Genomic DNA, 21,929 nt, shown 5'->3' with positions numbered 1-21,929 from the left:
GTATTCAGTCATACGAAAGCGTTAGTTAGCATCATATTAATGTTTTGACCTAGTGTCTAAATCAATTCCATGGAGTTAACGAACGTATTTATGTTTAATATAACAAGACGACAATTTCTAACCTATGTTGGTGCTGCCGGTGGTTCATCCGCATTACTAAAAACAAGCCTAGCCTTAGGCTTAACCCCTGAAAGCTCTTACAATGGACCTATTAAAGTACAGCCCGCGGCAAAAGGTACAAAACCCACAGCATTAATTTTAGGTGCTGGAATTTCGGGTTTAGCTACCGCTTTAGAATTAGAACGAGCTGGGTATGAATGTACTATTTTAGAAGCTTCTTTTCGACCTGGTGGACGTAACTTAACTGTACGACATGGTGACAAGATAGATGAAATGGGTCGACCACAAATTTGTAATTTTGATAAACAAGAAAACTTATATTTAAACTGTGGACCAGCCAGAATACCCGGTCATCATCAGAGAGTGTTGCACTATTGTAAAACATTAAATGTTCCATTACAGGTCAAAGCTAATAGTAGCAAAATGGCTTATTTTCATGATGAAAAGTCGCTAGGAGGCAAACCTAAACGTATTGTTGAGTATCATACAGATGTTCGAGGCTTAATGTCTGAGCTGTTATGGAAAGCAGCAGATAACGGTCAATACGACCAACTTTTATCAGAAGAAGATGTAGCAAAGCTTATATCTTTTTCTCAAACCTATGGTGATTTAACCGAAAATGGTAAATATCGTGGGAGTGAAAGAGCTGGCTCAGTCACAGATAGAATGATGGAACACCCCACCCCTAATGTACCAATAGAGCTAAAAGCTATGTTAGATAGTAGTTTTTGGTATGGTGGCTTATTAGGGGCTGAACAATACGATTGGTGTGAGCCACTAATGGAACCAGTAGGCGGTATGGACTCTATAGTGAAAGGGTTCTTAAAGAATATAAAAACAACGCCTATATTGAATGCCCAAGTCAAAAAAATCTTCAACAGAGAGGATGGTGTAGAAGTCACCTATCAAGAAGGTGGTGTATTTAAAACCGTAAAAGCAGATTATTGTTTTAATAATATCCCTTCATACTTTATGGCAGGTATAGAAAATAATTTCGATTCAGCCTATCAAAAAGCCTTGAATAGCTATAAACGTGGACACTTATTCAAAATAGGCTTCCAAATGAAAGAACGTTTTTGGGAACGTGATGGCATTTATGGTGGCATTAGCTACAGCACAGGACCAATTAACCAAATTTGGTACCCTTCTCACGATATTCATGCTCAGAAAGGCGTAATTTTAGGCGCATACTCTTGGCAAGAAAAAACCGTAAAAATGTTTGAAGCCTTATCTCATGAAGATCGCCTAAAAGTAGCTACAGCTAATGCCGAAAAGATTCACCCTGGCTACAGCAAATATATCGAAAGTGGCGTTTCAATCCCTTGGGCAAGAATGAATTACCAAATGGGCTGTGGTTCTAGTATACCCGCAGATGTATGGGATGAATATTTCGCCTTATTACAAAAACCTGAGGGACGCCATTTTATGATAGGTGATCAAATAAGTCACCATACAGCTTGGCAAGAAGGGGCTCTAGCTTCTAGTGAACAAGCGTTACAACAACTTAATAAAATGATTGGCTTAAGTGCAAGTAAGCAAGGAGTAATTCATGCGAGTTAACGTACTGATATTAATTATTGTTAATGCTTTGTTTTTACAAAATGTACAAGCGAAAGAAGCACCTACTCCTGCTGGATTAGAATACTGCACGGTTTGTCATGGTAGCCAATTAATGGGCAACGTTAATATCGGCGCACCAAGGCTAACAGGTTTATCAACTTGGTATATAGAGCGTCAATTACTCAATTTTAAATCGGGTAAACGAGGAAGTCATCCCGAAGATACAACTGGTGGCGAGATGATGCTGATGGTAGGAAAGTTGTCAAACGATGAAATAGCAAAGATTGCTGCATGGGTCACAAAAACTGAATCACCTAAGCCAAAAGCGCTTATTGCAGGCGATATCCATTTAGGTGAAAAGAAATACCAAGCATGTACAGCATGCCATGGTGAAAACGGTGAGGGCAACAAAGAATTAGGTGCACCAAAGTTAAATGGTTTAAACGATTGGTATTTAGTTACTCAATTAAATCATTTTCGACTGGGATACAGAGGCACAGATAAATCGGATAGTTACGGACAACAAATGCAAGCCGCTAGTAGTGTGGTTTTATCCGAAGAAGATGCGGCGAATTTAGCCACTTATATATACCAATTAAAATAAACTTAGGAGTTTAAAACATGAAAAAAACCTTAATAGCAGCAGTAACAGGCACATTATTAATGGGTAGTGCTATGGCTGATGTTACGCGTCATGCTCTACCAAATAATAGCACATTTCCTATATCTAGGGCGGTAGAAGTTACACCAGAAACTACGTTGATTTTTCATAGCGGCATGGTGCCAGGTCCTGTTGATGCAACAGCAGAAAAAGGAAGTCGTAAGTATTATGGCGACACCGAGACACAAGCATTAAATGTGTTTAAACGTTTTGAAGCTTCATTTAAAGAGTTAGGTGTAGATTTTGGTGACGTCATAAAAATGCAAGTGTTCATGGTCGGTGATCCAACCATGGATGGAAAAATGGATTTCTCAGGTTTTATGAAAGCTTACACCAAATACTTCGGCACAAAAGAACAACCAAATAAACCAGCACGTTCAGCGTTTCAAATTGCAGGTTTAGCAGGCGGCCCAAATATGTTAATCGAAATCGAAATGGTTATAGCCAAACCCAAAAAATAATATTTATACGAATAAAAACAGGCCTCTATATTGATATAGGGGCAAAAAGACAACAATAAAATTACTAAAACATGAAGAATAAGGTTCACTATGGCTAAATATACATTACTCAGCAAAGCAATAAAAACCAGTTTAATCACCTGTACTATTGGCACAATATCTATCAGCGCAACAGCGGCTCAAGAAGAAGCCGCTGCGACCGAAGAAAATTATGAGAAAATAATAGTAACGGGCAGTCGTGGTGCTCCGCGCTCTTTAGCTGATTCAGCAGTTCCTATTGATATTTTAAGCGAAGAAGATTTGACGGCTGTCCCTTTTACTGACACCAATGATATCTTGAAAACCTTAGTGCCATCATACTCTTTATCTCGTCAACCTATCTCTGATGGAGCCTCATTTATTCGCCCTGCAACTTTACGTGGTATGCCAACAGATAAAACGTTGGTATTAGTTAATTCAAAACGCCGTCATCGTTCAGCGTTAGTACAAATAGGTGGTTCTGGTACACAAGGTCCTGATATTGCGACTATTCCATCTTCTGCTTTAAGAGGTGTTGAAGTACTTCGTGATGGTGCAGCAGCGCAATATGGCTCTGATGCAATTGCAGGTGTTATCAACTTCCAATTGAAAAATAATGATGAAGGCGGTTCTTTATCAGTAGAAATGGGCCAACATTATGAAGGTGATGGTGAATTAGTTACTGTTACCGGTAATATGGGTTTTGCGCTTGGCGACTCAGGCTTTTTAAGTATTTCAGGTGAAATTTCAGATTCAAACTCAACATCTCGTTCAGAACAATATTGTGAATCTTGGGGTTGTGTTGATCCTAATGACCCACGTTTTGCAGAAAGTAGTGCTGCATTTGAATCAATAGAAGGTTACTCTGAAGAAGCATTTCTAGCCGGTTTGGGTGATGCAAATTTAGGCGGTGAAAATGTTGTACAACCTTGGGGGCAGCCTAACACTTCTGCTACTCGTTTATTTTTCAACTCAGGTTACGACATAAACGATAATATGCGAGTATATGCTTTTGGTAATTATTCCGATAGCGAAGGCGATGGTGGATTTTACTATCGTTATCCAGGTAACGGTACTATTGAGAATATCCGCTTGGCTGATGGTTCTCTTTATTCACCTTTAGAGAAGTTTCCTGGAGGCTTTACTCCTAGGTTTACCGGTAAAATTACTGACATTTCACTTTTAACAGGCTTAGAAGGTGAGTTTGCAAATGAAATGACCTATGATATTAGCGCTCGTTATGGTTCAAACGAAATTGCTTACACACTAGATAATACCATTAATCCATCTATGGGACCTGACTCTCCAACGTCATTCCGTCCAGGTGACTTAACTAATGAAGAACTACAAATATCAGCAGACTTCACCAAACTGTTTGAGGTTGGCTTTGATAGTGATTTAGTACTAGCATTTGGTTTAACTTATATGGAAGAAACTTATGAACTAGGAGGAGGAGATGAAGCCTCTTATTCTGTTGGCCCATATTCAAGCGCAGATCCTTATGGCTTTTGTAATGGTGACTCAGCAACCGATGCTGGCTTAGCTGTTATCGCTAATGGTTCAACATTGAATTGTGCGGATGAGAATGATGCTGTCTATCAAGCCGTTGGTGTAGGGTCAAATGGCTTCCCTGGTTTTTCACCTGAATATTCAGGGTCATATGAAAGAGATATGATGGGAGTTTATGTTGATTTAAGTAGTGATATTACTGAAAGACTATTTTTACAAACAGCATTTAGATATGAGGATTACTCAGATTTTGGTTCAGAATTAGTAGGTAAACTTGCATTTAAATATAGTTTAACAGACAAGGTTAACTTACGAGGTTCAGTAGGTACTGGTTTCCGTGCACCTACACCAGGCCAGCAAGGTACGACCAATGTATCAACACGTTTACCCGATGGCTTACCTGTTGCTACAGGGCTTTTTCCAGCGTTAAGCACCGTAGGACAAGCGTTAGGAGCTGAAGCATTACAACCTGAAACGTCTGTGAATTATAGTCTAGGGCTTTCTGCTAATTTTGATGCGCTAACATTAACGTTAGATTTCTATAATATTGCTTTAGAAGATCGTTTTTATTCTGTTTCTACCATCGACGTATCTACAGATCCAACATCTGGCGATGCTTATGATAAATTTTTAGCTTTAGACGCTGCGGGTGTTGAAGGTGCTAATACCATTGGTGGTGTTAACTATTTTCAAAATGCATTTGATACAACCACTTCAGGTATGGATTTCGTTGCCACCTATACCATAGGAGATACTATATTAACCGGCTCTGTAAACTATAATACAACAGAAATAGACTCTGACATTAGTGATTTTTTAAGTAATGAAGATGCCTTTGACTTAGAAAACTCTATTCCTGAATGGAAGGGGGTAGTATCTGCTAAGCATAGTTTTGATGCATTAACTGTATTAGTTCGTGCAAACATCTACGGCTCATATGAGAATGCAATCGATACTGATGCAACTTCAACTCAAGAATATGATCCGGTTGTATTGTTTGATTTAGAAATGAGCTATCCATTAAGTGATGACTTAACCTTTGCTGCAGGTGCGCGAAATATTTTCGATACCTACCCAGACAAAGATGACGGTGATGATTGTTGTGGTGCAGTTTACTGGTCAGGTAATACGGTTGATTGGATGGGCGGTTATTATTACGCACGCTTAAATTACACTTTCTAAATTGTTTACGCCCTAAATGTGTAAACACATTTAGGGACGAGACAATAATTAAATAAAAGGCTATTAGTAATAATGGCCTTTTTCATTTTTAGAGAAAGGTATATTATCTTTCTACACATAGCTTTATCTTCGATAAAAATAAAAATACAGACAATAAATAAGCTATACTTAAATTCTCTGAAATATTTATGTCATTTACAGTTTTTGTGAGTACATAACGTTACAGAAGGAGCTCAGTTATTCCTATTAGCAGTAAATATTCACACATTATATTATGCGCTATCCCTATTATTTATTTTGTGATGGTAAGCTCTGTCGTCATCGGAATTACCACGACTAATGCTCAAGCACAGACACAAATCGATCCTTTCGTACACCAAATATCAACAAGCTCATTGGAAACTAACAATTGTAACCAAGAACAGCCAAAGATTATCTTTAATCCACAAACGATTTTTGATGAAAATGAAAAAGGTTTCCTTTTTATACATCGCTGGGCAAATGCAATTCATATAACCACGAAGCAACTTACATTAGAAAATGAAGCTGCTTTTTTTATCAATAAATGTACAAAAACTATCGCTGATATGGCCGAGTTAGAGCGACATTTACGTAGTAGAAAATACTTACGTGCCGCTAAGGTTAGTAGTGATGAAGCGGTAGAAAATATCACTATTACTACTTGGGATAATTGGTCATTAATGCCAACTGTTAGTTTTGGTCGTCAGGGAGGAGAAAGTACCTATAGTTTTGGTATTAAGGAGCGAAATCTTGCTGGCTTAGGCGTAGATGCAGAAATCGAAACTTATAGAAACTCGCAACGTAAGGGCTATAAACTAAGAACCACTATTCCCTTATTTAGCCAAAAGAATATTGATTTAAAATTACACTTTGCTGACAATGACGATGGTACTCAACAAGCGATATTTTTACAAAAGCACTTTGCTAGTTTTTATACTAACAATGCTTATATGATTGGCTTTGATGAAGAGTCTCGTAATGACACTATTTATCAAAATAATAATAAATTGGCGATATTTTCCCATGACCTTAACTATAAAAATGCCGAATATTCTTGGCTAGGTTTTAACCATAAAAATGCGCTCGCACGATACCATGTTGGTGTTACACAAGAACAACATAAATTTTATTATGCTGATAATGCAAACGATAACCCTTATTCACTTTTATTACCTCAGGATCGTGATTTTATCTACCCTTGGGTCGGTTTTGATTACATAGAAAAAGACTTTAAAAAACTCACAAATATTCATTTAATTACACAAATAGAAGATTTTAATCATGGTTGGCAATTTAGTTCTCGTTTAGGTATTAGTGATGGTGAAAGAGAAAATAATGCTTGGGCGCTATTTCAAGCAAAAATCCATAAAGGATTTGAAGTACATGATAATGCTCTGGTGCTACTCAATATAGAATTAAGTGGTGACATATATCATCAACGTGAAGATCGACTATTACTGAATATTGATACTGAATACTTTTATAATTTCAATGACAACTGGGGATATTACTTCAACAACACCAATGTAATCAGTAATAATCAATATCTTGACCAACTTGTTAGTATTGGAGGTGATTCTGGTTTAAGAGGCTTTCCTTTAGAGTATCAGCATGGTGAGCATAGTGTGAAATTTACCAACGAAATACGTTATTATCCCAAAATCAATCTATTTAAGGTATTTGATCTTGCTGGTGCTGCATTTTTAGATACCGCACGAACCTTTGGTGACATTGATGTCGCAGGCATTGAGGCTAATGCTGAAAATGGTTGGCTATATTCAGTGGGTATGGGAGCAAGGTTTTATTCACCACATGCAGCAGGAAATCAACAAGTAATACATGTCGACTTTGCTTTTCCTCAAAGTGATAACCCAAATATTGATACTTTTGAAATTAGAATTGAAGCTAAACAATCTTTTTAATCCAGCGTGATTATAATCTATAAGAACCGCTTTAAAACACGATCAAGTTGAGCGATGCGAATCTTATTCAGTAACTTCTTCGGTTTTGTTGGGTAGTCACTTACCGCTTCAAGCTCACTAAAATGATTAATTTTTTGAGTATGCTCCATAATAGTAACAAGCTCAGGTGCAACTTTTGTCATTAAACTTTGTGATGGGTCATCAAGTAGTAAGCCATTTTCAAGATCTAATGTCCATGCCCGTGGATTTAAGTTACTACCTGTTAATAAATGATAACGTTCATCACTAATAATTCCCTTTAAATGAAAGCTATTATCTTCGTGTTGCCATAAATATATATTCAATAACCCTTGTTCAATATAGTTTTGATAGCGTTTAACAAAGCGCTTTAAGAGCATTTCATAAATATAAGGAACGATACCAATAGTACTAAACTCCGATTCATCAGCAATATAAAAATCATTAGCCTTTTTATCACCAACAACTAAGGTGATATTCACACCACGTTTTAATGCATTAACAACATCTTTTGCCAGCACAGGAGGTAAATTAAAATAAGGCGTAAAAATTAATAACTGCTTTTGTGAATTACGAATTGTTTTGCGAATAACTTTGTTTAGGTGATTTTTTCTTCTGCCAAATCCTACTAAAGGAGTTATTGATATAGGGTTATTAATAACTCCCGAATTTTTGTTGGTACTCGTGGAGTCTATTGCGTAAGCTGATTTTTTCAATAATAATTTTAACGCTAAAATATTACGTTTTTGATCAACAGAACTCGGTAAATCAGGCTCATTAAGTAATGGCGCTAGATTTGAATGAATAAAAGTATTACTTAAATACTGACAAAAGCTGTTCGTTAATGAAGAACACTGAATTTGATAATATCTGTCTAAACGATAGCGAGCACCTTGATGCATGTATATGTCATTAATACTTGCACCGGTATAAAAAAGATTATCATCAAAAACCATACCTTTTAAGTGTAAAACACCAAATAGCTCTTTTCGCTTAACAGCAATACCGTATATTGAAATTTTTTGCTCATATTGTGCAGCTAAATCAAGATATAAAGCACGATTACCTAAACTATCTTTTTCTCCAATTAACCCTCGTTGACCTCGATGAAAATCGACAAAAATATTAACTTCTAGCTCAGGCCTAATTCCTTTAGCTTTGTACAAAGCATGCAATATTTCTCTGCCAGCCTCGTCATCTTGTAGATAAAGTGCTGTTATATATATACGACGATGAGCATTAGCAATTAATGATAATAGTTGTTGTTTATATTGTTTCGGAGTAGAGAATATTTCAATATCGGAATTACTGATCACTAAATTTTTCATTTCAAAGGTCAAAGGTTGAGGGGCTTTACTATACATGCATTTTCAGCAGTATACGTCAGTTTTTATTTTTCTAAAATAAATTCTGCTAATTGTCTCGATAAACTATTAGCGAGTTGTAACAGTTTTTTACCAGTTCACCCTATATTTTGAACATCTGAATTACTTCAGCCTCATTGATGAAATACTTTAGGTATGTTTTTAATACTCTCATTTAAGCAAGCCACAACAAAGAATATTCATTGCTATTCCTTTTTACTTACCGACTTTCAAAAGAAATAGCATATAAATATAGGGTGGAATAACAATGAACAACGACTTGTTTCTATTAAAAAATTTATATTATCATCGCTAATTCAGCAGCTTGTCGAATAGCACGCTTAGCATCAAGTTCAGAGGCTACATTAGCTCCACCAATTAAGTGTACTTTTAAGCCGCCATTTTCAAGCGCTTGTTGTAAATCACGATTTGATTCTTGTCCTGCACAAATAATAATATTATCAACATCAAGCAGTGTTTCTTCGCCATTTACTTCGATAATTAATCCTTCATCAGTTATCGACTTATAACTCACACCGGGTACCATTTTCACACCATGTTTAACTAAATTAGCACGATGTACCCAACCCGATGTTTTCCCTAAACCTTTACCGACTTTTGTGGCTTTACGCTGTAACAACGTAATTTGTCTCTCTGGTTTATCAGAAGACGCTGCGCTCGGCTCTAATAATGCCCCCGAACTTTGATAATTCTTATCGACCCCCCAATTTTTTAACCACGCATCAAGGTTAGTTGTCAGTGACTCGTTCGACTCCACTAGGTAAGTAGCAACATCAAAACCAATGCCACCAGCACCAATAATTGCGACCTTTTCTCCTACAGGCATCTTCTCACGCAACACTTGTAAATAGCTCAGCACTTTAGGATGATCAATGCCCTCAATATCTAATTTTCTAGGTTTAATGCCTGTCGCTAGAACAACTTCATCAAAGCCCGCCGATAATAGAGATTCTGCGCTTTGTTCGTTATTCAAATGTACCGGAATATTATGTAACGTAAGTTGCTTATTAAAATAACGTAATGTTTCATAAAACTCTTCTTTACCTGGAATTTGTTTGGCAACATTAAACTGCCCGCCAATTTCACTTATTTTGTCAAATAACTCAACTTGATGCCCTCGCTCAGATGCATAAACACTAAAAGCTAAACCTGCAGGCCCTGCGCCAATAACAGCTAATTTTTTACGATTATTTGTGGGTTCAAAATTTATTTCTGTTTCATAACAAGCTCTAGGGTTTACCAAACATGACGCTCTTTTTTGTTGAAACACATGATCTAAACAAGCTTGATTACAACCAATACAGGTGTTAATTTCATCTGATTTATTGGCCGCTGCTTTATTAACAAAGTTTGCATCAGCTAAAAATGGTCTTGCCATTGACACCATATCCGCCTGCCCTGTTGCTAATATTTCTTCAGCCACTTCAGGGGTATTAATACGGTTTGTAGTTATTAACGGTAGCGATACTTCTTTTTTCATTCGCTCAGTAATCCAAGTAAACGCTGCTCTTGGTACAGAAGTCACTATCGTAGGGATACGTGCTTCATGCCAGCCAATACCGGTATTGATTAAGGTAGCCCCCGCTTTCTCAACAGCTTTTGCCATTAAAACTACTTCATCCCAAGTATTACCACCTTCAACTAAATCCAGCATAGATAATCGGAAGATAATAATGAAATTTTCACCTACTTTTGCACGCACCGCTTTTATTGTTTCAATGGCTAAGCGCATACGGTTTTCAATGCTACCGCCCCAATCGTCATCTCGTTGATTAGTACGAAGACAAGCAAATTGATTAATTAAATAACCTTCACTACCCATTATTTCAACACCATCATAACCAGCTTTATTAGCTAAATGAGCGGCGTAAGCATAATCTTTTATCGTGCTTCGAATCTGACCATCAGACATTGCTTTAGGAGTAAAAGGATTGATTGGCGATTTAATTTTACTCGGCGCTACACTAAAGGGATGATAAGCATAACGACCTGTGTGTAATAACTGTAAACAGATCTTTGTTGGGTATTTATGAACCGCTGCTGTCACTTCTTTATGCTTATTTACATGCCAAAAATGGCTTAATTCACTGCCCAAAGGGGCAATTGTGCCACGCTTGTTAGGGCTAACACCACCTGTAACAATTAGCCCAACACCGCCTTTTGCACGCTCTTCATAGAAAGCCGCTAATTTTGAAAAGCCCCCACGCTCTTCTTCAAGCCCGGTATGCATAGATCCCATTAACGTGCGGTTAGCTAATTGAGTAAAACCTAAATCCAAAGGGGCTAATAAGTGAGGAAAAGCCTGCTCTATAGATGAATTATTTATTTCATTTGATGCTGTCATATTATTTCCTATTGGTCAAACCAGATAGTATAGTTGCTGTTAATTTACTCATCTTCAAACAAAAACACAAGCATATTTTGACACCTGTCAGATTAATTTTAAAATATTAATAATGCATTAATATTAGTAGTATATATACCTAAAGGTAATATACTTATTTCATCTAAGTGTTTAGCCCTTAAATATCCTCATTATCAAATACGATTAACTACAAAAATAATTAATATGAATCAAGCAAAGATTGATAAAATAGCTTTAACTTCGTTAGTAACAAATGAGCTAAAGAAAGAATTAAATCAAGCGATTAATGCCGCAAATGAGGCTCATGCTGCCGCAGTAGACGATCAAAGTGTTGCCGAAACCCAATATGATACGCTAGCGATTGAGGCCAGCTATTTAGCTGAAGGGCAATCTCGACGTGTGCAAGAATTACAAACGGCACTTAAAGCGTATCAAGACTCAAATTTGCTAGTTTTTGATGAAGACAAGCCAATAAAATTAACAGCATTAGTGCAACTTGCTAAAGACAGCACTAAACAACATTGGTTTTTTATCGGCCCTGCAGCAGGTGGGTTTCGTTGTGAATTATTCGGGCAACATATTACGGTAATCACACCGCAATCCCCAATGGGATTAGCGTTACTTGATAAATATCAAGGTGATGAGGTCGATATTACACTTGGTACTAATAAGCTAAGTGATTATATTTTTTCAATACAATAAAAAGCCTTATTCATTAAGATATTCAAGCTTTATACTACTGATTCAAGAGATTTCCTATCAATATAGCGATAAAATGACGAGGATATATTGACCGTCATTTTGAGAAAATAGCACTATAATTTTCAAAAAAAACCTCATCATGAACTTAGTTCAATATGAGGTTTTTTAAGTCAACAAAGTAAGTTACATAACCCTGGTCACAAGGCTAGTTACATTGAATATTAGCAGATTCTCCTGCCTTAGCTTCAAAATAAACATCACTCATTGATAATGTTAATTTACTTTTTGACATTAATTCAAAAGGTTTAACAAGTTTATCAAACTTTAAACCTTGGTTAGCAAAACAACTGACATCTATTGATAATTTTGCCCATTCACCATTAGGTAAATTAGCTAATGCTTGTGAAACATCAACACTCGCTATACATGATTCAGAGGTCAATTCACTACCGTCACAAGCCATTGAAATACTCACAGGTGCAGTCACATCACTATTTCTTTTAACCGTTAATACCAGTGCAGACATTTCTTTTGATACAATAGAAAGATCGGCACTGATTGCATTAATTGCAGAAAATCTAATACCTGCTGTAGTACTGCCGTCAAGTTGGATCTGAAAAGCATCTTCTTGTACATTTTTATCAATGGTGCGATAAGCAATGCCAGGTAATGATGAACTGTTAGATTGTATATTCAGTGTTTGCTCTTCTGAAATTAATAGCATTTCCCATGGTTTCATTACTTTACCAGCAAAGATTTGAGTGTCTTGTTGATTATTGTGAGAGAAAGTAAAACCTTCAGATAAGTTATTTGCTAACGTGCTTTTTTCACCATATTTCAAACCAAAACCATAAGGTAATAAAGGCTTATTATCTTTATCAAAACGATTCACTGTTTGTACTGGTGAATTCGGCCAAGAAAAAGAAAGTTTCCCCATAAAATCGTGTTGTACTTGGTTATTAACATCTGTCAATAACACATCAGCAACAGCTTTTCCTTCAGAACCCGGCAACCAAGCAGCAACAAAGGCATCACTGGCATTAAACTCAGCATTCATCCACATAGGTCTGCCGCTAATAAATACTGAAACAACAGGTATTCCTTGTGCTTTCAAGCGTTTTAACAAAGCTAAATCAGATTTGTGACTTGCTTGATAAGCTAGATTCTCTCTGTCTCCCTGCCCTTCAGCGTAAGGCTCTTCACCAAACACCACCACGGCAACATCAGGTTCTTTAGTAAATTTACCTTCAACATTAAGTTCTATATGACCACCAGCAGCGTTTACTTGTGCACGTAAACCATCATAAATTGAACTACCACCAGGAAAATCGCTATTTTCATTATTAGTACCTTGCCAAGTTATCGTCCAACCACCTGACTGCTTACCGATATTGTTAGCTGCATCGCCTGCCACTAAAATATTCATTTTAGGTGATAAAGGTAAAATTCCAGCTTCATTTTTTAATAGCACTAATGATTCTCGTACTGCTTGGCGAGCTATTTCTCGATGCTTTTCGCTACCAATAAGTTCAGTTTTTCCTGAAAATTGACGATTAGCGGGACTTGGTTTGTCAAAAAGCCCTGCTCTGAGTTTTACACGTAATATACGACTGACTGCATCATCAATACGTGACTCAGCTATTTCGCCACGACGTACTTGCACAATAGTGTTTTCATAAAGAGGTTTCCATGCATCCGTAGGCACCATAAAAATATCTAAGCCTGCGTTAATAGACTGTGGACAACTTTCATTTGTACAGCCTTTAACTTGTCCATGACCATTCCAATCACCAACAACAAAGCCGTCAAAGCCCATCTTTTCTTTTAACACTTCAGTTAACAGGTAATGGCTACCGTGAATTTTTTCACCATTCCAACTGTTAAATGATGCCATAACCGACTGAGCGCCAGCCGCTAAACCACTGACATAACCTTGAGCATGTAATTTATACAGGTCTTGCTCTGATGCTTGATTATCCCCTTGATCATCCCCATCTTGAGTGCCCCCATCACCAACAAAGTGTTTAACTGTACTAATAACACGATCATCACCTAAAAAATCATCATCAGCACTTCCTTGTAATCCTTTAACAACAGCACTAGCATAAAGCTTTACTATTTCAGGATCTTCTGAGTAACCTTCATAGGCTCTCCCCCAACGATCATCTCTTACCGTAGCAACCGTTGGCGCAAAAACCCAATCAATACCAGTAACCATTACCTCTGTAGCCGTTGCTTGAGCGATTTTAGTCATCAGCTCAACATTATTCGCTGCCCCCAAACCAATGTTATGGGGAAATAATGTTGCACCAATCACATTGTTATGACCATGAACAGCATCAGTGCCCCACATTGTAGGAATTGCACTACCATCTAGTGAATCATCAATAGACGCTTGATACATAGTTTCAGCAAGCTCAATCCAATCTTGGGGGGTTGAATGTTTATTGTTCTTAGGAAAAGCCCCTCCGCCATTTAAATACGAGCCAAAACCGTACTTACGCATATCTTCTGGAGTAATATCACGTATTTCAGGTTGGATCATTTGTGCGACTTTTTGTTCTAACGTCATCGTACTCAATAATTCACTGACTTTAGCTTCAATAACTGGATCTTTTGTCACTTCAGATTTTATTGGTGCCCAAGTCTTCGACTCTTCTGTATTGATAATGTCAAATGATTCAACTGAACAACCTGCAGCTAATAAAACAAATGAACTCGATAGTAATGTGCTTTTAGATAGCTTCATGTTTGCCACCCTCTTGAAATTGAATTGTAGTAACATCGGGCTTAGAGCCAATTAATGCGTAATAAACGATATATGCATAACAAAAAATAGGTAGAATAAACGAAAGCTGAATACCAAGTGCGTCAGCTAAAGCGCCTTGTACTAAAGGTAATATAGCACCACCTACAATAGCTAAACATAAAACACCAGCGCCATGGCTAGCAGCATTACCTAGTTGATTAATTGCTAAAGTAAAGATAGTAGGAAACATAATGGAATTGAAAAAACCTACAGCAAGGATCGCCAGCATAGCAATTGAACCATCGGTCACCATAGCAACAAATACTAAAATGGCAGCACAAACAGCATTGATAAATAAAACTTTATTAGCTGATACAAGTTGCATCACGCCTGCTCCAATAAAACGCCCAACCATAGCTCCGCCCCAATAATAAGAAATATATTTAGCGGCTTCAGCTTCAGTAATACCTGCAATAGTAGGCTCTGCTAAAAAGTTAATTAAAAAACTACCAATAGCAACTTCAGCACCAACATAAACAAAAATACCTACAGCACCTAAACGTAAATGTTTAAATTGCCATGCCTTGCTTGGCGATATTTGTGCTTGTGCATTTTGACCTAAATTAGGTAGCTTCAATAACGCAAATATACCCGCAAGCACCATCAAGGTTAATGCAATAGCAATATAAGGAATTTGTACTGAGCTTGCATCTACCGCTTCGCTCGACTCAACACCACTAAAAATAAGCCAAGCACCAAAAAATGGGGCAACGGTTGTGCCAAATGAATTAAAAGCTTGTGTTAAAGTAAGTCGTGAAGATGCCGTTTTACTTGGACCTAAAGCGCTTACATAAGGGTTTGCCGAGACTTGTAAAATAGTAATACCCGTTGCTAGAACAAATAATGCTAATAAAAAAACCGCGTACACACCGATTTCAGCCGCAGGATAAAACAATAGACAGCCAAGACTAGCAATGGATAATCCCGTCACTATACCTTTTTTATAACCTAAGCGACTCACTAAAGCGCCCGCAGGAAGAGAAACAATAAAATAGGCGCCAAAAAAACAAAATTGAATCAGCATAGCTTGGGTATAACTAAGATCAAACATACCTTTTAAGTAAGGGATTAAAATGTCGTTAAGGCAAGTAATGAACCCCCACATGAAAAATAATGAAGTAAGCGATACTAAAGCGAACATATTATTTTGTGGAGGATTACTTGATGAGTTTTCTGAACTATTCTGTGTATCGATAATAACTGCAGAACTAGCCATAAATATATTCCTATATAAATTAAGTTAAATCACATAACCGAACAGATATTAGTGTTAGGATATGCTTAAAATAAAAGCCTCGTTATAACATTCAACAAGGCTTTATTTGGGCTTAGTTAAAAGCTATATCGAGCACCTAAGCTATAACGAGGTCCGTATTGTCTAGCAAATAAAAACTGCTCTTCATAACGGCCAAAGCCCTGCTCTGTTTCATTATTAATATTTACACCTTCAACAAACACAGTGAGCTCCTCGGTAACATCATAATTGACACTCATATCCCACTGTCCAAAAGCTTTAGCAAATTGTGGCGGATTATCAGATGAGCCTTGATCTTGTCCTACACCAATCAGATATTCATCACGCCATGCATAGGTCACTTTTACCGACAGACCATCTTTTTCATAAAAAGCCTGAAAGTTAGCAGAATCACTTAACCCTGTTAGCGGTGTTTGTTGGTCTAAACTTTCAACGTCAAACTCTACATCGCCATCAACAAATGTCGCATTAACACCTACACCAAAGCCTGACTCACCAAATAAATGTTGTACTGCCAGCTCAAAACCATCAACAGTTTTTTCATCAGAACTATTGAATGGTCTGCTTATATCCCAAACAATCAATGGATCATCACTATTTGGCTCTAAATAACCTTGAGCATTTAAACTAGAACCATTGGCCTGGATTTGTGCAAAAATAGCATCACTTGTTGCTTGCTCACCATTAGCAATTAAATCAGCTTCAGCTTGCTGCCAGCGAGGACCTTGGTAGATATCGTGAAAACCATCAATAGTGGTTGATACAATTTGATTTCCAATAAAGTTTTTAACGTCTTTTTTGAAATAACCAATCGACGCATAACTTCCTTCGTCGCTGTAGTAATATTCAAGACTAAGATCTAGGTTAGTAGATTCATATGGTAAAAGGTTAGTGTTACCTTCATTACCATTACGAGAACCTATTTTAGGACTACCAGATAAAACACGTCCCCCCGCTAAATTACCTAATGGTGCTCTAGCGATTGTCTTACCCCACGAAACGCGCCCAACAAGTTCATCAGTTAGATCAACTCGGAAGTCAAACATAGGTAAAAATACATCATGCTCACCCGTTAAAGATAAAATATTACTATCACCACTCAAATATTGAGTATGCCATTCACTGCCACCTTGCCACCAAACACTTGTTGGGACGTCTTGTTGAACATTACTCGTAACATCTGTCTCTTCATAACGTACACCAACACTCAATTCCATATCAAAACCGATTAACTCAAACATCCAGTTTGTTTGAAGGTAGATACTTTTCGTTTCTTCTTCGACTGAGGATTGCGAAAAAGTACCAGCAAAATCATGATATGGAGTTGCTGCAAAATAATCACCATTACCTAAAGCTTCTTCTGTTAAAAAGGCTTCTGAGCGTGTAACCACTTCATCAAAATCAAAAGTATAATAATGATCCGGAGTTAAACTGCTTCCCCCACCATTAATTTGATCTAAGAAGTTATTAGTACTCTGTTTTGTAAACATACCGTCTGGAAATATTTCAGTCCAAGAAGGGTTAAATCCAAAAGCACCGATTAATCCACTCCATGCACTAGAGCCGCCAATAGTTTGCTTAGTGCTAGCTACACCAAACTTTATGTCGACTAACGGGATATTATAAGTATTTTCCCACATGCCACGTAGTTGTATTTGCTCTACATTAGCTTCACCCGGTGAATGAATGAATTGACTAAAATGTGAGTCTATTTCTCCTGGCTCTAAAGTTGTTGTGCCGTTATTCCAAAAAATCTGCCCTGATGGAACATCACCAGTACGATAATCGTACGTTTTAGTGATTAATTGATCTGATCCTAAAACAAGCGTACCTGCACTATTAAGACCAGCATCTTTACCATTATCTGTTTTACTGGTTGAATCATGGAAATCTAATGCTAAATGCAATGTATCTGTTGCTTGCCAAGCTAAGTTAATACCAAATGAATCTTCTTTAACTTCAGTTGTATTGCGAGAAGCAGTATATGAGCCATCATTGCCACTAATATCGGCATAAATTGCTGTTCCATTTTCATCCAATTCATAGGCATTTATATTGCCTCCATAGTCATTCCACATTCCCCACCCAATAGAGTTAACCCCAGTGGTTGCAATAGTTGCTGTGTAATCCAAGGTTACAATAAGATCTTCAGTCGGTGCATATTGAAAGGTAATATTTCCATTTGTTCTTTCACGGGCAATATTTGCAATGTTGTAACCTAAATCACGAGGGAAAAAGTAATCACCAACACGCTCACCTTCCTCATTAATAGGGCGAGGATCAATCACATTTTCATCAGCAAGGTTAGTAGGTAACGCTACATTGGCTTGCCAGCCTTGAATACTCGCAGATTGCTGTTGAAAATCTCTTCGTTGATGGCTTGCAGAAACTGAAAAACCTAAGGTATCGTCATTGAAAGTATTGCTATAAATAGCACTCAACTCAGGCGTAATATCATCACCTTCTACATTAGAAGTATCGTGATTAGCTTTTGCTGAAACAGAAATTTTTTGTCCAGGGCTGTCAAAAGGCTTTAATGTAGAAATATTAACAGTCGCGCCTAATCCACCTGTTGGGTTTTCTGCACGTGCAGTTTTAAACACTTCAAGAGAACTAACACCTTCAGATGACAAGTTTTCTAAACTATATGAACGGCTATTACCTGTACCAGGCATTTGACGTCCGTTAAGTGTTAATAAGTTAAACTCAGGGCCAAAACCACGTACTGTAATTTGACTTCCTTCACCATTTGAGCGACTTACTGAAACACCCGTTATACGTTGCAAAGACTCAGCTAAATTAGTATCAGGGAACTTCCCCATCTCTTCTGATGAAATAGCATCCATCACACCTGAAAAGCCACGTTTCATTGAAGATGCACGCATAATACTTCCGCGAATACCTGTCACTTCAATCACTTCTATTTCAGCTTTTTGCTCAGCTAATGGTGCTTCTTCAGCTAATACACTATGACTTACACCTGAAGCTAAAATTAATGAGATACATGTAGCTATATGTTTTTGTTTAAATTTAATATTTTTCATGTTGAACCTACTTTTAAAAATTTTTTATAATTGAGCAATTGAAAAGCTCGATTTTTAATCACAGCTTTTAGGCTAAGGATTACTGATAAGTACGTTATCGATTCGGTACTCAGCACCCTCGCCTGTAGCCCATGCAGGAAAAAACATAACAACGTCTATTTGACTAATATCTAAGCCAGCATCAAATAAACTTTGTAGAGAAAAAGTATAGGTTTGCCATTCACCCGTTACAGGTGCAACACCTTCTTGACTCGCCGTGATAGGTAATTCAACAGCAGTCTCTGTATCACCTGACTCTATTTTGAAAATCCAAGTAGACTCTGGATCAGTTGGTGCAGTAATCACTTTCATATCAAATTTAACAACACCACTTGCTAATAGATGAGATGCATCTAAATAAACATCATCATCAGCTAACAACCCCATCACAGTAGGTGTAGCACCAATAACAAACTGAGCAGTCATGCCATGTTCGGTACCATCATTTTCAAGTGTTGGAGTTGAACCACCACAACAATCCCAAACACTCCACATGTCTTTAGCTTGTTCATCAAATAATACAAAACCACCAGAGTTAGTTTCTGCTGTAGGATCATAGATTTTTACGTTATCAATGCGATAAACGGCACCTTCACCCGCCCCCCATGCTGGGAAAATCATCAGAACATCAATAGCACTTACATCTAAACCAGCAGTTGCTAAGTCAGATAAATTAAAGGTATAAGTTTGCCATTGCCCTTCAACAGGAGCAGCAGCTTCAACACTTGTCGCTACAGAAACTTCAACAGCAGATGCAGCATTATCGGCTTCTACTTTAAAAATCCAGTCAGTACTCGAATCGCTTGGCATAGTCACCACTTTCATTTCGAACTGAATAACACCATTAGTAAGGATACCTGTTGCATCAAATGGCGAAGGTTGAGTTGTATTAGGGTCTCTTGAAATAAAGCCCATTACTGTTGGTTCTGAACCAATAGAAAACTCTGAAACATTAGTATGAGCATCATCGTCTAACTCAACCGTTGGCGTTGAACCTCCACAACAATCCCACATCGGCCAGCTTGGGTTTTCGCTTTCTTGAAAAATCACAACCTCAGGTGAAGTTGAGTCAGCAGCAATACTTAAGTTAGTAATTTGATATACAGCACCTTCACCGGCTCCCCATGCAGGAAACACCATAACAACATCAAGAGCACTAAGATCTAAACCTTTATCTGCGAATGATTTTAATGAAAAAGTATAGGTTTGCCATTCCCCAGTTACAGGTTCAATAGCTTCAGCACTTTCAGTTAAAAGAAAGTCTGCAGCCGTTGAACCTTCAGAGCTTTCCATTTTCACATACCAAGGAGCGCCTATATCATTCGGCGCTGAAACAACTTTCATGTCAAAACTTAACGTACCTGTTTCAGCAAGTGGCGATGCATCAAATGGACTTGCAGTGCCAACTTCATTATCAATAAACTCAGCACGTGAAATAAAGCCATTTACTGTTGCTGTTGCACCAACAGAAAACTCCATCACTTCGCCTTTATCTGCATCAGTGTTTAAAGAAGGTGTAGTGCCACCACAACAATCCCATGCAGGCCAGTTAGGATTAACTGCGCCTGAAAAAATAATTAAGTTTTCTGCAATACCTGTAGATGGTGGCGAAGGAATTGGCGCTTTCCCTTCAACTAGAGCATCCTCTAAATTGTCATAACCACCGCGAACAGTTTCACAGCCTTTACCTGTATCTGGATTTTGTTGACACTCGTACACGCGCACATAATCAATTTCAAATGACTGACCATTTGCAAAAGCTTCAGTATCTATGCCTAAGTTATTTACATTTTCAGGCCAATCGCCACCTACAGCGAAGTTTAAAATAAGAAAGAAATCTTGATCGAATGGGGCGTTCTCCCAGAAAGTGGTTAGTTCACCAGTAACACTGTCAAAATTTTCAGTGAACCAACCTCTGTGTGATAAGCCAACAGCCTCATCTCTACTGTTAGTTCTAACTTCAGATTTACGTTGTGTAGCATATAAATAATCATCCACATACCAACGGATCTCACCTTCTTGCCATTCAACAGCATAAGTATGAAAATCATCAGCAGGATTTATGTTATCGGGAAGTGTGTAAGAAGTTCCTGAACTAGAATTGTCAGGCCATGCTTTACCATAATGCAATGTACCGTGAATGTTAGCTTCTACATTGCCATCAGCATCTACAGTATTAAGATTTACGGCTTCTAAAATATCTATTTCGCCAGATTTAGGCCAGCCGCCATAAACTTCATCAGTTGGTAGCATCCAAAAAGCAGGCCAGCTGCCTTGTCCGCTAGGTAACTTAGCGCTTATTTCAAAACGGCCATATTTAAAATCTGCTTTATAACGTGTGATAAGTCTTGCAGAAGTATAAGGAAGATCTGCATCATCAGCAGCAGGAAGTGCAACAATGCTTAATTTCCCATCGCTAACAAAGGAATTATCTGCACTATCTGTATAACATTGTTTTTCGTTATTTCCACCACCATCACAATTAACTTCATGAGTCCATTTTTTAGTGTCTATGGTTGTATTGTCAAATTCATCTTCCCAAACTAATTTCCAATCACTTACTGGTTGAGAAGGGTCTACAGCATTATTTTTTGTTTCAGTTTCTACTCCGCTTCCACATCCTAATAACGTCAATGTTGAAGCTAAAGCAAGTAACTGCGTAGCTTTATATGTCTTGTTCATAAATGTCCCCAATGTTTCATTATGGTTCGTTTTAACTTTGATATTTCGTGTGGTTGTATTATTTTTGTTGATTGTTTTATAAGACTTTTTATCACGAAAATACTGAAGTAAACGATTTAGATAGCTACTCTGATATAATTTTAATATGAGTAGTATCTTAGAAACATATTGATTCA

Annotated in this window: 12 protein-coding genes; 6 read left to right on the top strand and 6 right to left on the bottom strand. The window is 37.5% G+C overall.

Features of this window, described 5'->3' with window-relative positions:
• The first annotated feature begins 90 nt into the window (after positions 1–90).
• The 5 genes from Q4496_RS09110 (at position 91) to Q4496_RS09090 (ending at position 7,454) form a co-directional block, all read left to right on the top strand.
• Positions 91–1,680, top strand: a complete 1,590-nt coding sequence (locus Q4496_RS09110; RefSeq protein WP_303610320.1) for an FAD-dependent oxidoreductase — start codon at positions 91–93, stop codon at positions 1,678–1,680.
• Positions 1,670–2,284, top strand: a complete 615-nt coding sequence (locus Q4496_RS09105; protein ID WP_303610319.1) for a c-type cytochrome — start codon at positions 1,670–1,672, stop codon at positions 2,282–2,284. Before Q4496_RS09110 ends, Q4496_RS09105 begins: the two co-directional genes overlap by 11 nt.
• A gap of 17 nt (positions 2,285–2,301) precedes the next feature.
• Positions 2,302–2,802: a RidA family protein gene (locus Q4496_RS09100; protein ID WP_303610318.1), complete on the top strand. Its 501-nt coding sequence runs from the start codon at positions 2,302–2,304 to the stop codon at positions 2,800–2,802.
• Positions 2,803–2,892: 90 nt separating this feature from the next.
• Positions 2,893–5,511, top strand: coding sequence for a TonB-dependent siderophore receptor (locus Q4496_RS09095; RefSeq protein WP_303610317.1), 2,619 nt, complete (start codon positions 2,893–2,895; stop codon positions 5,509–5,511).
• 302 nt (positions 5,512–5,813) lie between these two features.
• A complete protein-coding gene (locus Q4496_RS09090; RefSeq protein WP_303610336.1) occupies positions 5,814–7,454 on the top strand; it encodes a hypothetical protein in 1,641 nt (546 codons plus the stop codon).
• A 17-nt stretch (positions 7,455–7,471) separates the two neighbouring features.
• Here the strand turns inward: Q4496_RS09090 and pssA are convergent, their stop codons facing one another.
• Together pssA and Q4496_RS09080 are read right to left on the bottom strand one after the other, a co-directional pair.
• Positions 7,472–8,836 carry a CDP-diacylglycerol--serine O-phosphatidyltransferase gene (pssA, locus tag Q4496_RS09085; RefSeq protein ID WP_252727644.1) on the bottom strand — a complete coding sequence of 455 codons (1,365 nt, stop codon included), beginning with the start codon at positions 8,834–8,836 and terminating at the stop codon, positions 7,472–7,474.
• A 298-nt stretch (positions 8,837–9,134) separates the two neighbouring features.
• On the bottom strand, positions 9,135–11,201 hold the full coding sequence (locus tag Q4496_RS09080) for an FAD-dependent oxidoreductase (protein ID WP_303610316.1): 2,067 nt from the start codon (positions 11,199–11,201) through the stop codon (positions 9,135–9,137).
• A gap of 225 nt (positions 11,202–11,426) precedes the next feature.
• On the opposite strand from Q4496_RS09080, the gene Q4496_RS09075 reads away from it, so the two are divergent.
• Positions 11,427–11,924 (top strand): hypothetical protein, encoded by a 498-nt coding sequence (locus tag Q4496_RS09075; protein WP_303610315.1) that lies wholly within the window; start codon positions 11,427–11,429, stop codon positions 11,922–11,924.
• A 205-nt stretch (positions 11,925–12,129) separates the two neighbouring features.
• Here the strand turns inward: Q4496_RS09075 and Q4496_RS09070 are convergent, their stop codons facing one another.
• The 4 genes from Q4496_RS09070 to Q4496_RS09055 form a co-directional block, all read right to left on the bottom strand.
• Positions 12,130–14,673 carry an exo 1,3/1,4-beta-D-glucan glucohydrolase gene (locus Q4496_RS09070; protein WP_303610314.1) on the bottom strand — a complete coding sequence of 848 codons (2,544 nt, stop codon included), beginning with the start codon at positions 14,671–14,673 and terminating at the stop codon, positions 12,130–12,132.
• Positions 14,660–15,949, bottom strand: coding sequence for a sugar MFS transporter (locus tag Q4496_RS09065; protein WP_303601734.1), 1,290 nt, complete (start codon positions 15,947–15,949; stop codon positions 14,660–14,662). The genes Q4496_RS09070 and Q4496_RS09065 overlap by 14 nt, the downstream gene beginning before the upstream one ends.
• A 116-nt stretch (positions 15,950–16,065) precedes the next feature.
• Entirely contained in the window at positions 16,066–19,032 is a 2,967-nt protein-coding gene (locus Q4496_RS09060; protein ID WP_303610313.1) for a TonB-dependent receptor, read from the bottom strand.
• Positions 19,033–19,104: 72 nt separating this feature from the next.
• Positions 19,105–21,753 (bottom strand): glycoside hydrolase family 16 protein, encoded by a 2,649-nt coding sequence (locus Q4496_RS09055; RefSeq protein WP_303610312.1) that lies wholly within the window; start codon positions 21,751–21,753, stop codon positions 19,105–19,107.
• Positions 21,754–21,929 lie beyond the last annotated feature (176 nt).

Source organism: Colwellia sp. 5_MG-2023, assembly GCF_030547795.1.
Taxonomy (GTDB): domain Bacteria; phylum Pseudomonadota; class Gammaproteobacteria; order Enterobacterales; family Alteromonadaceae; genus Colwellia.
The sequence above is the reverse complement of the archived record's forward strand: the minus strand, read 5'-3'. Positions and strand labels throughout refer to the sequence as shown.

Coding starts and splice junctions, on each gene's coding strand:
- Q4496_RS09110 (WP_303610320.1), top strand. CDS start 91: ATGTTTAATATAACAAGACGACAATTTCTAACCTATGTTGGTGCTGCC.
- Q4496_RS09105 (WP_303610319.1), top strand. CDS start 1,670: ATGCGAGTTAACGTACTGATATTAATTATTGTTAATGCTTTGTTTTTA.
- Q4496_RS09100 (WP_303610318.1), top strand. CDS start 2,302: ATGAAAAAAACCTTAATAGCAGCAGTAACAGGCACATTATTAATGGGT.
- Q4496_RS09095 (WP_303610317.1), top strand. CDS start 2,893: ATGGCTAAATATACATTACTCAGCAAAGCAATAAAAACCAGTTTAATC.
- Q4496_RS09090 (WP_303610336.1), top strand. CDS start 5,814: ATGGTAAGCTCTGTCGTCATCGGAATTACCACGACTAATGCTCAAGCA.
- pssA (WP_252727644.1), bottom strand. CDS start 8,836: ATGTATAGTAAAGCCCCTCAACCTTTGACCTTTGAAATGAAAAATTTA.
- Q4496_RS09080 (WP_303610316.1), bottom strand. CDS start 11,201: ATGACAGCATCAAATGAAATAAATAATTCATCTATAGAGCAGGCTTTT.
- Q4496_RS09075 (WP_303610315.1), top strand. CDS start 11,427: ATGAATCAAGCAAAGATTGATAAAATAGCTTTAACTTCGTTAGTAACA.
- Q4496_RS09070 (WP_303610314.1), bottom strand. CDS start 14,673: ATGAAGCTATCTAAAAGCACATTACTATCGAGTTCATTTGTTTTATTA.
- Q4496_RS09065 (WP_303601734.1), bottom strand. CDS start 15,949: ATGGCTAGTTCTGCAGTTATTATCGATACACAGAATAGTTCAGAAAAC.
- Q4496_RS09060 (WP_303610313.1), bottom strand. CDS start 19,032: ATGAAAAATATTAAATTTAAACAAAAACATATAGCTACATGTATCTCA.
- Q4496_RS09055 (WP_303610312.1), bottom strand. CDS start 21,753: ATGAACAAGACATATAAAGCTACGCAGTTACTTGCTTTAGCTTCAACA.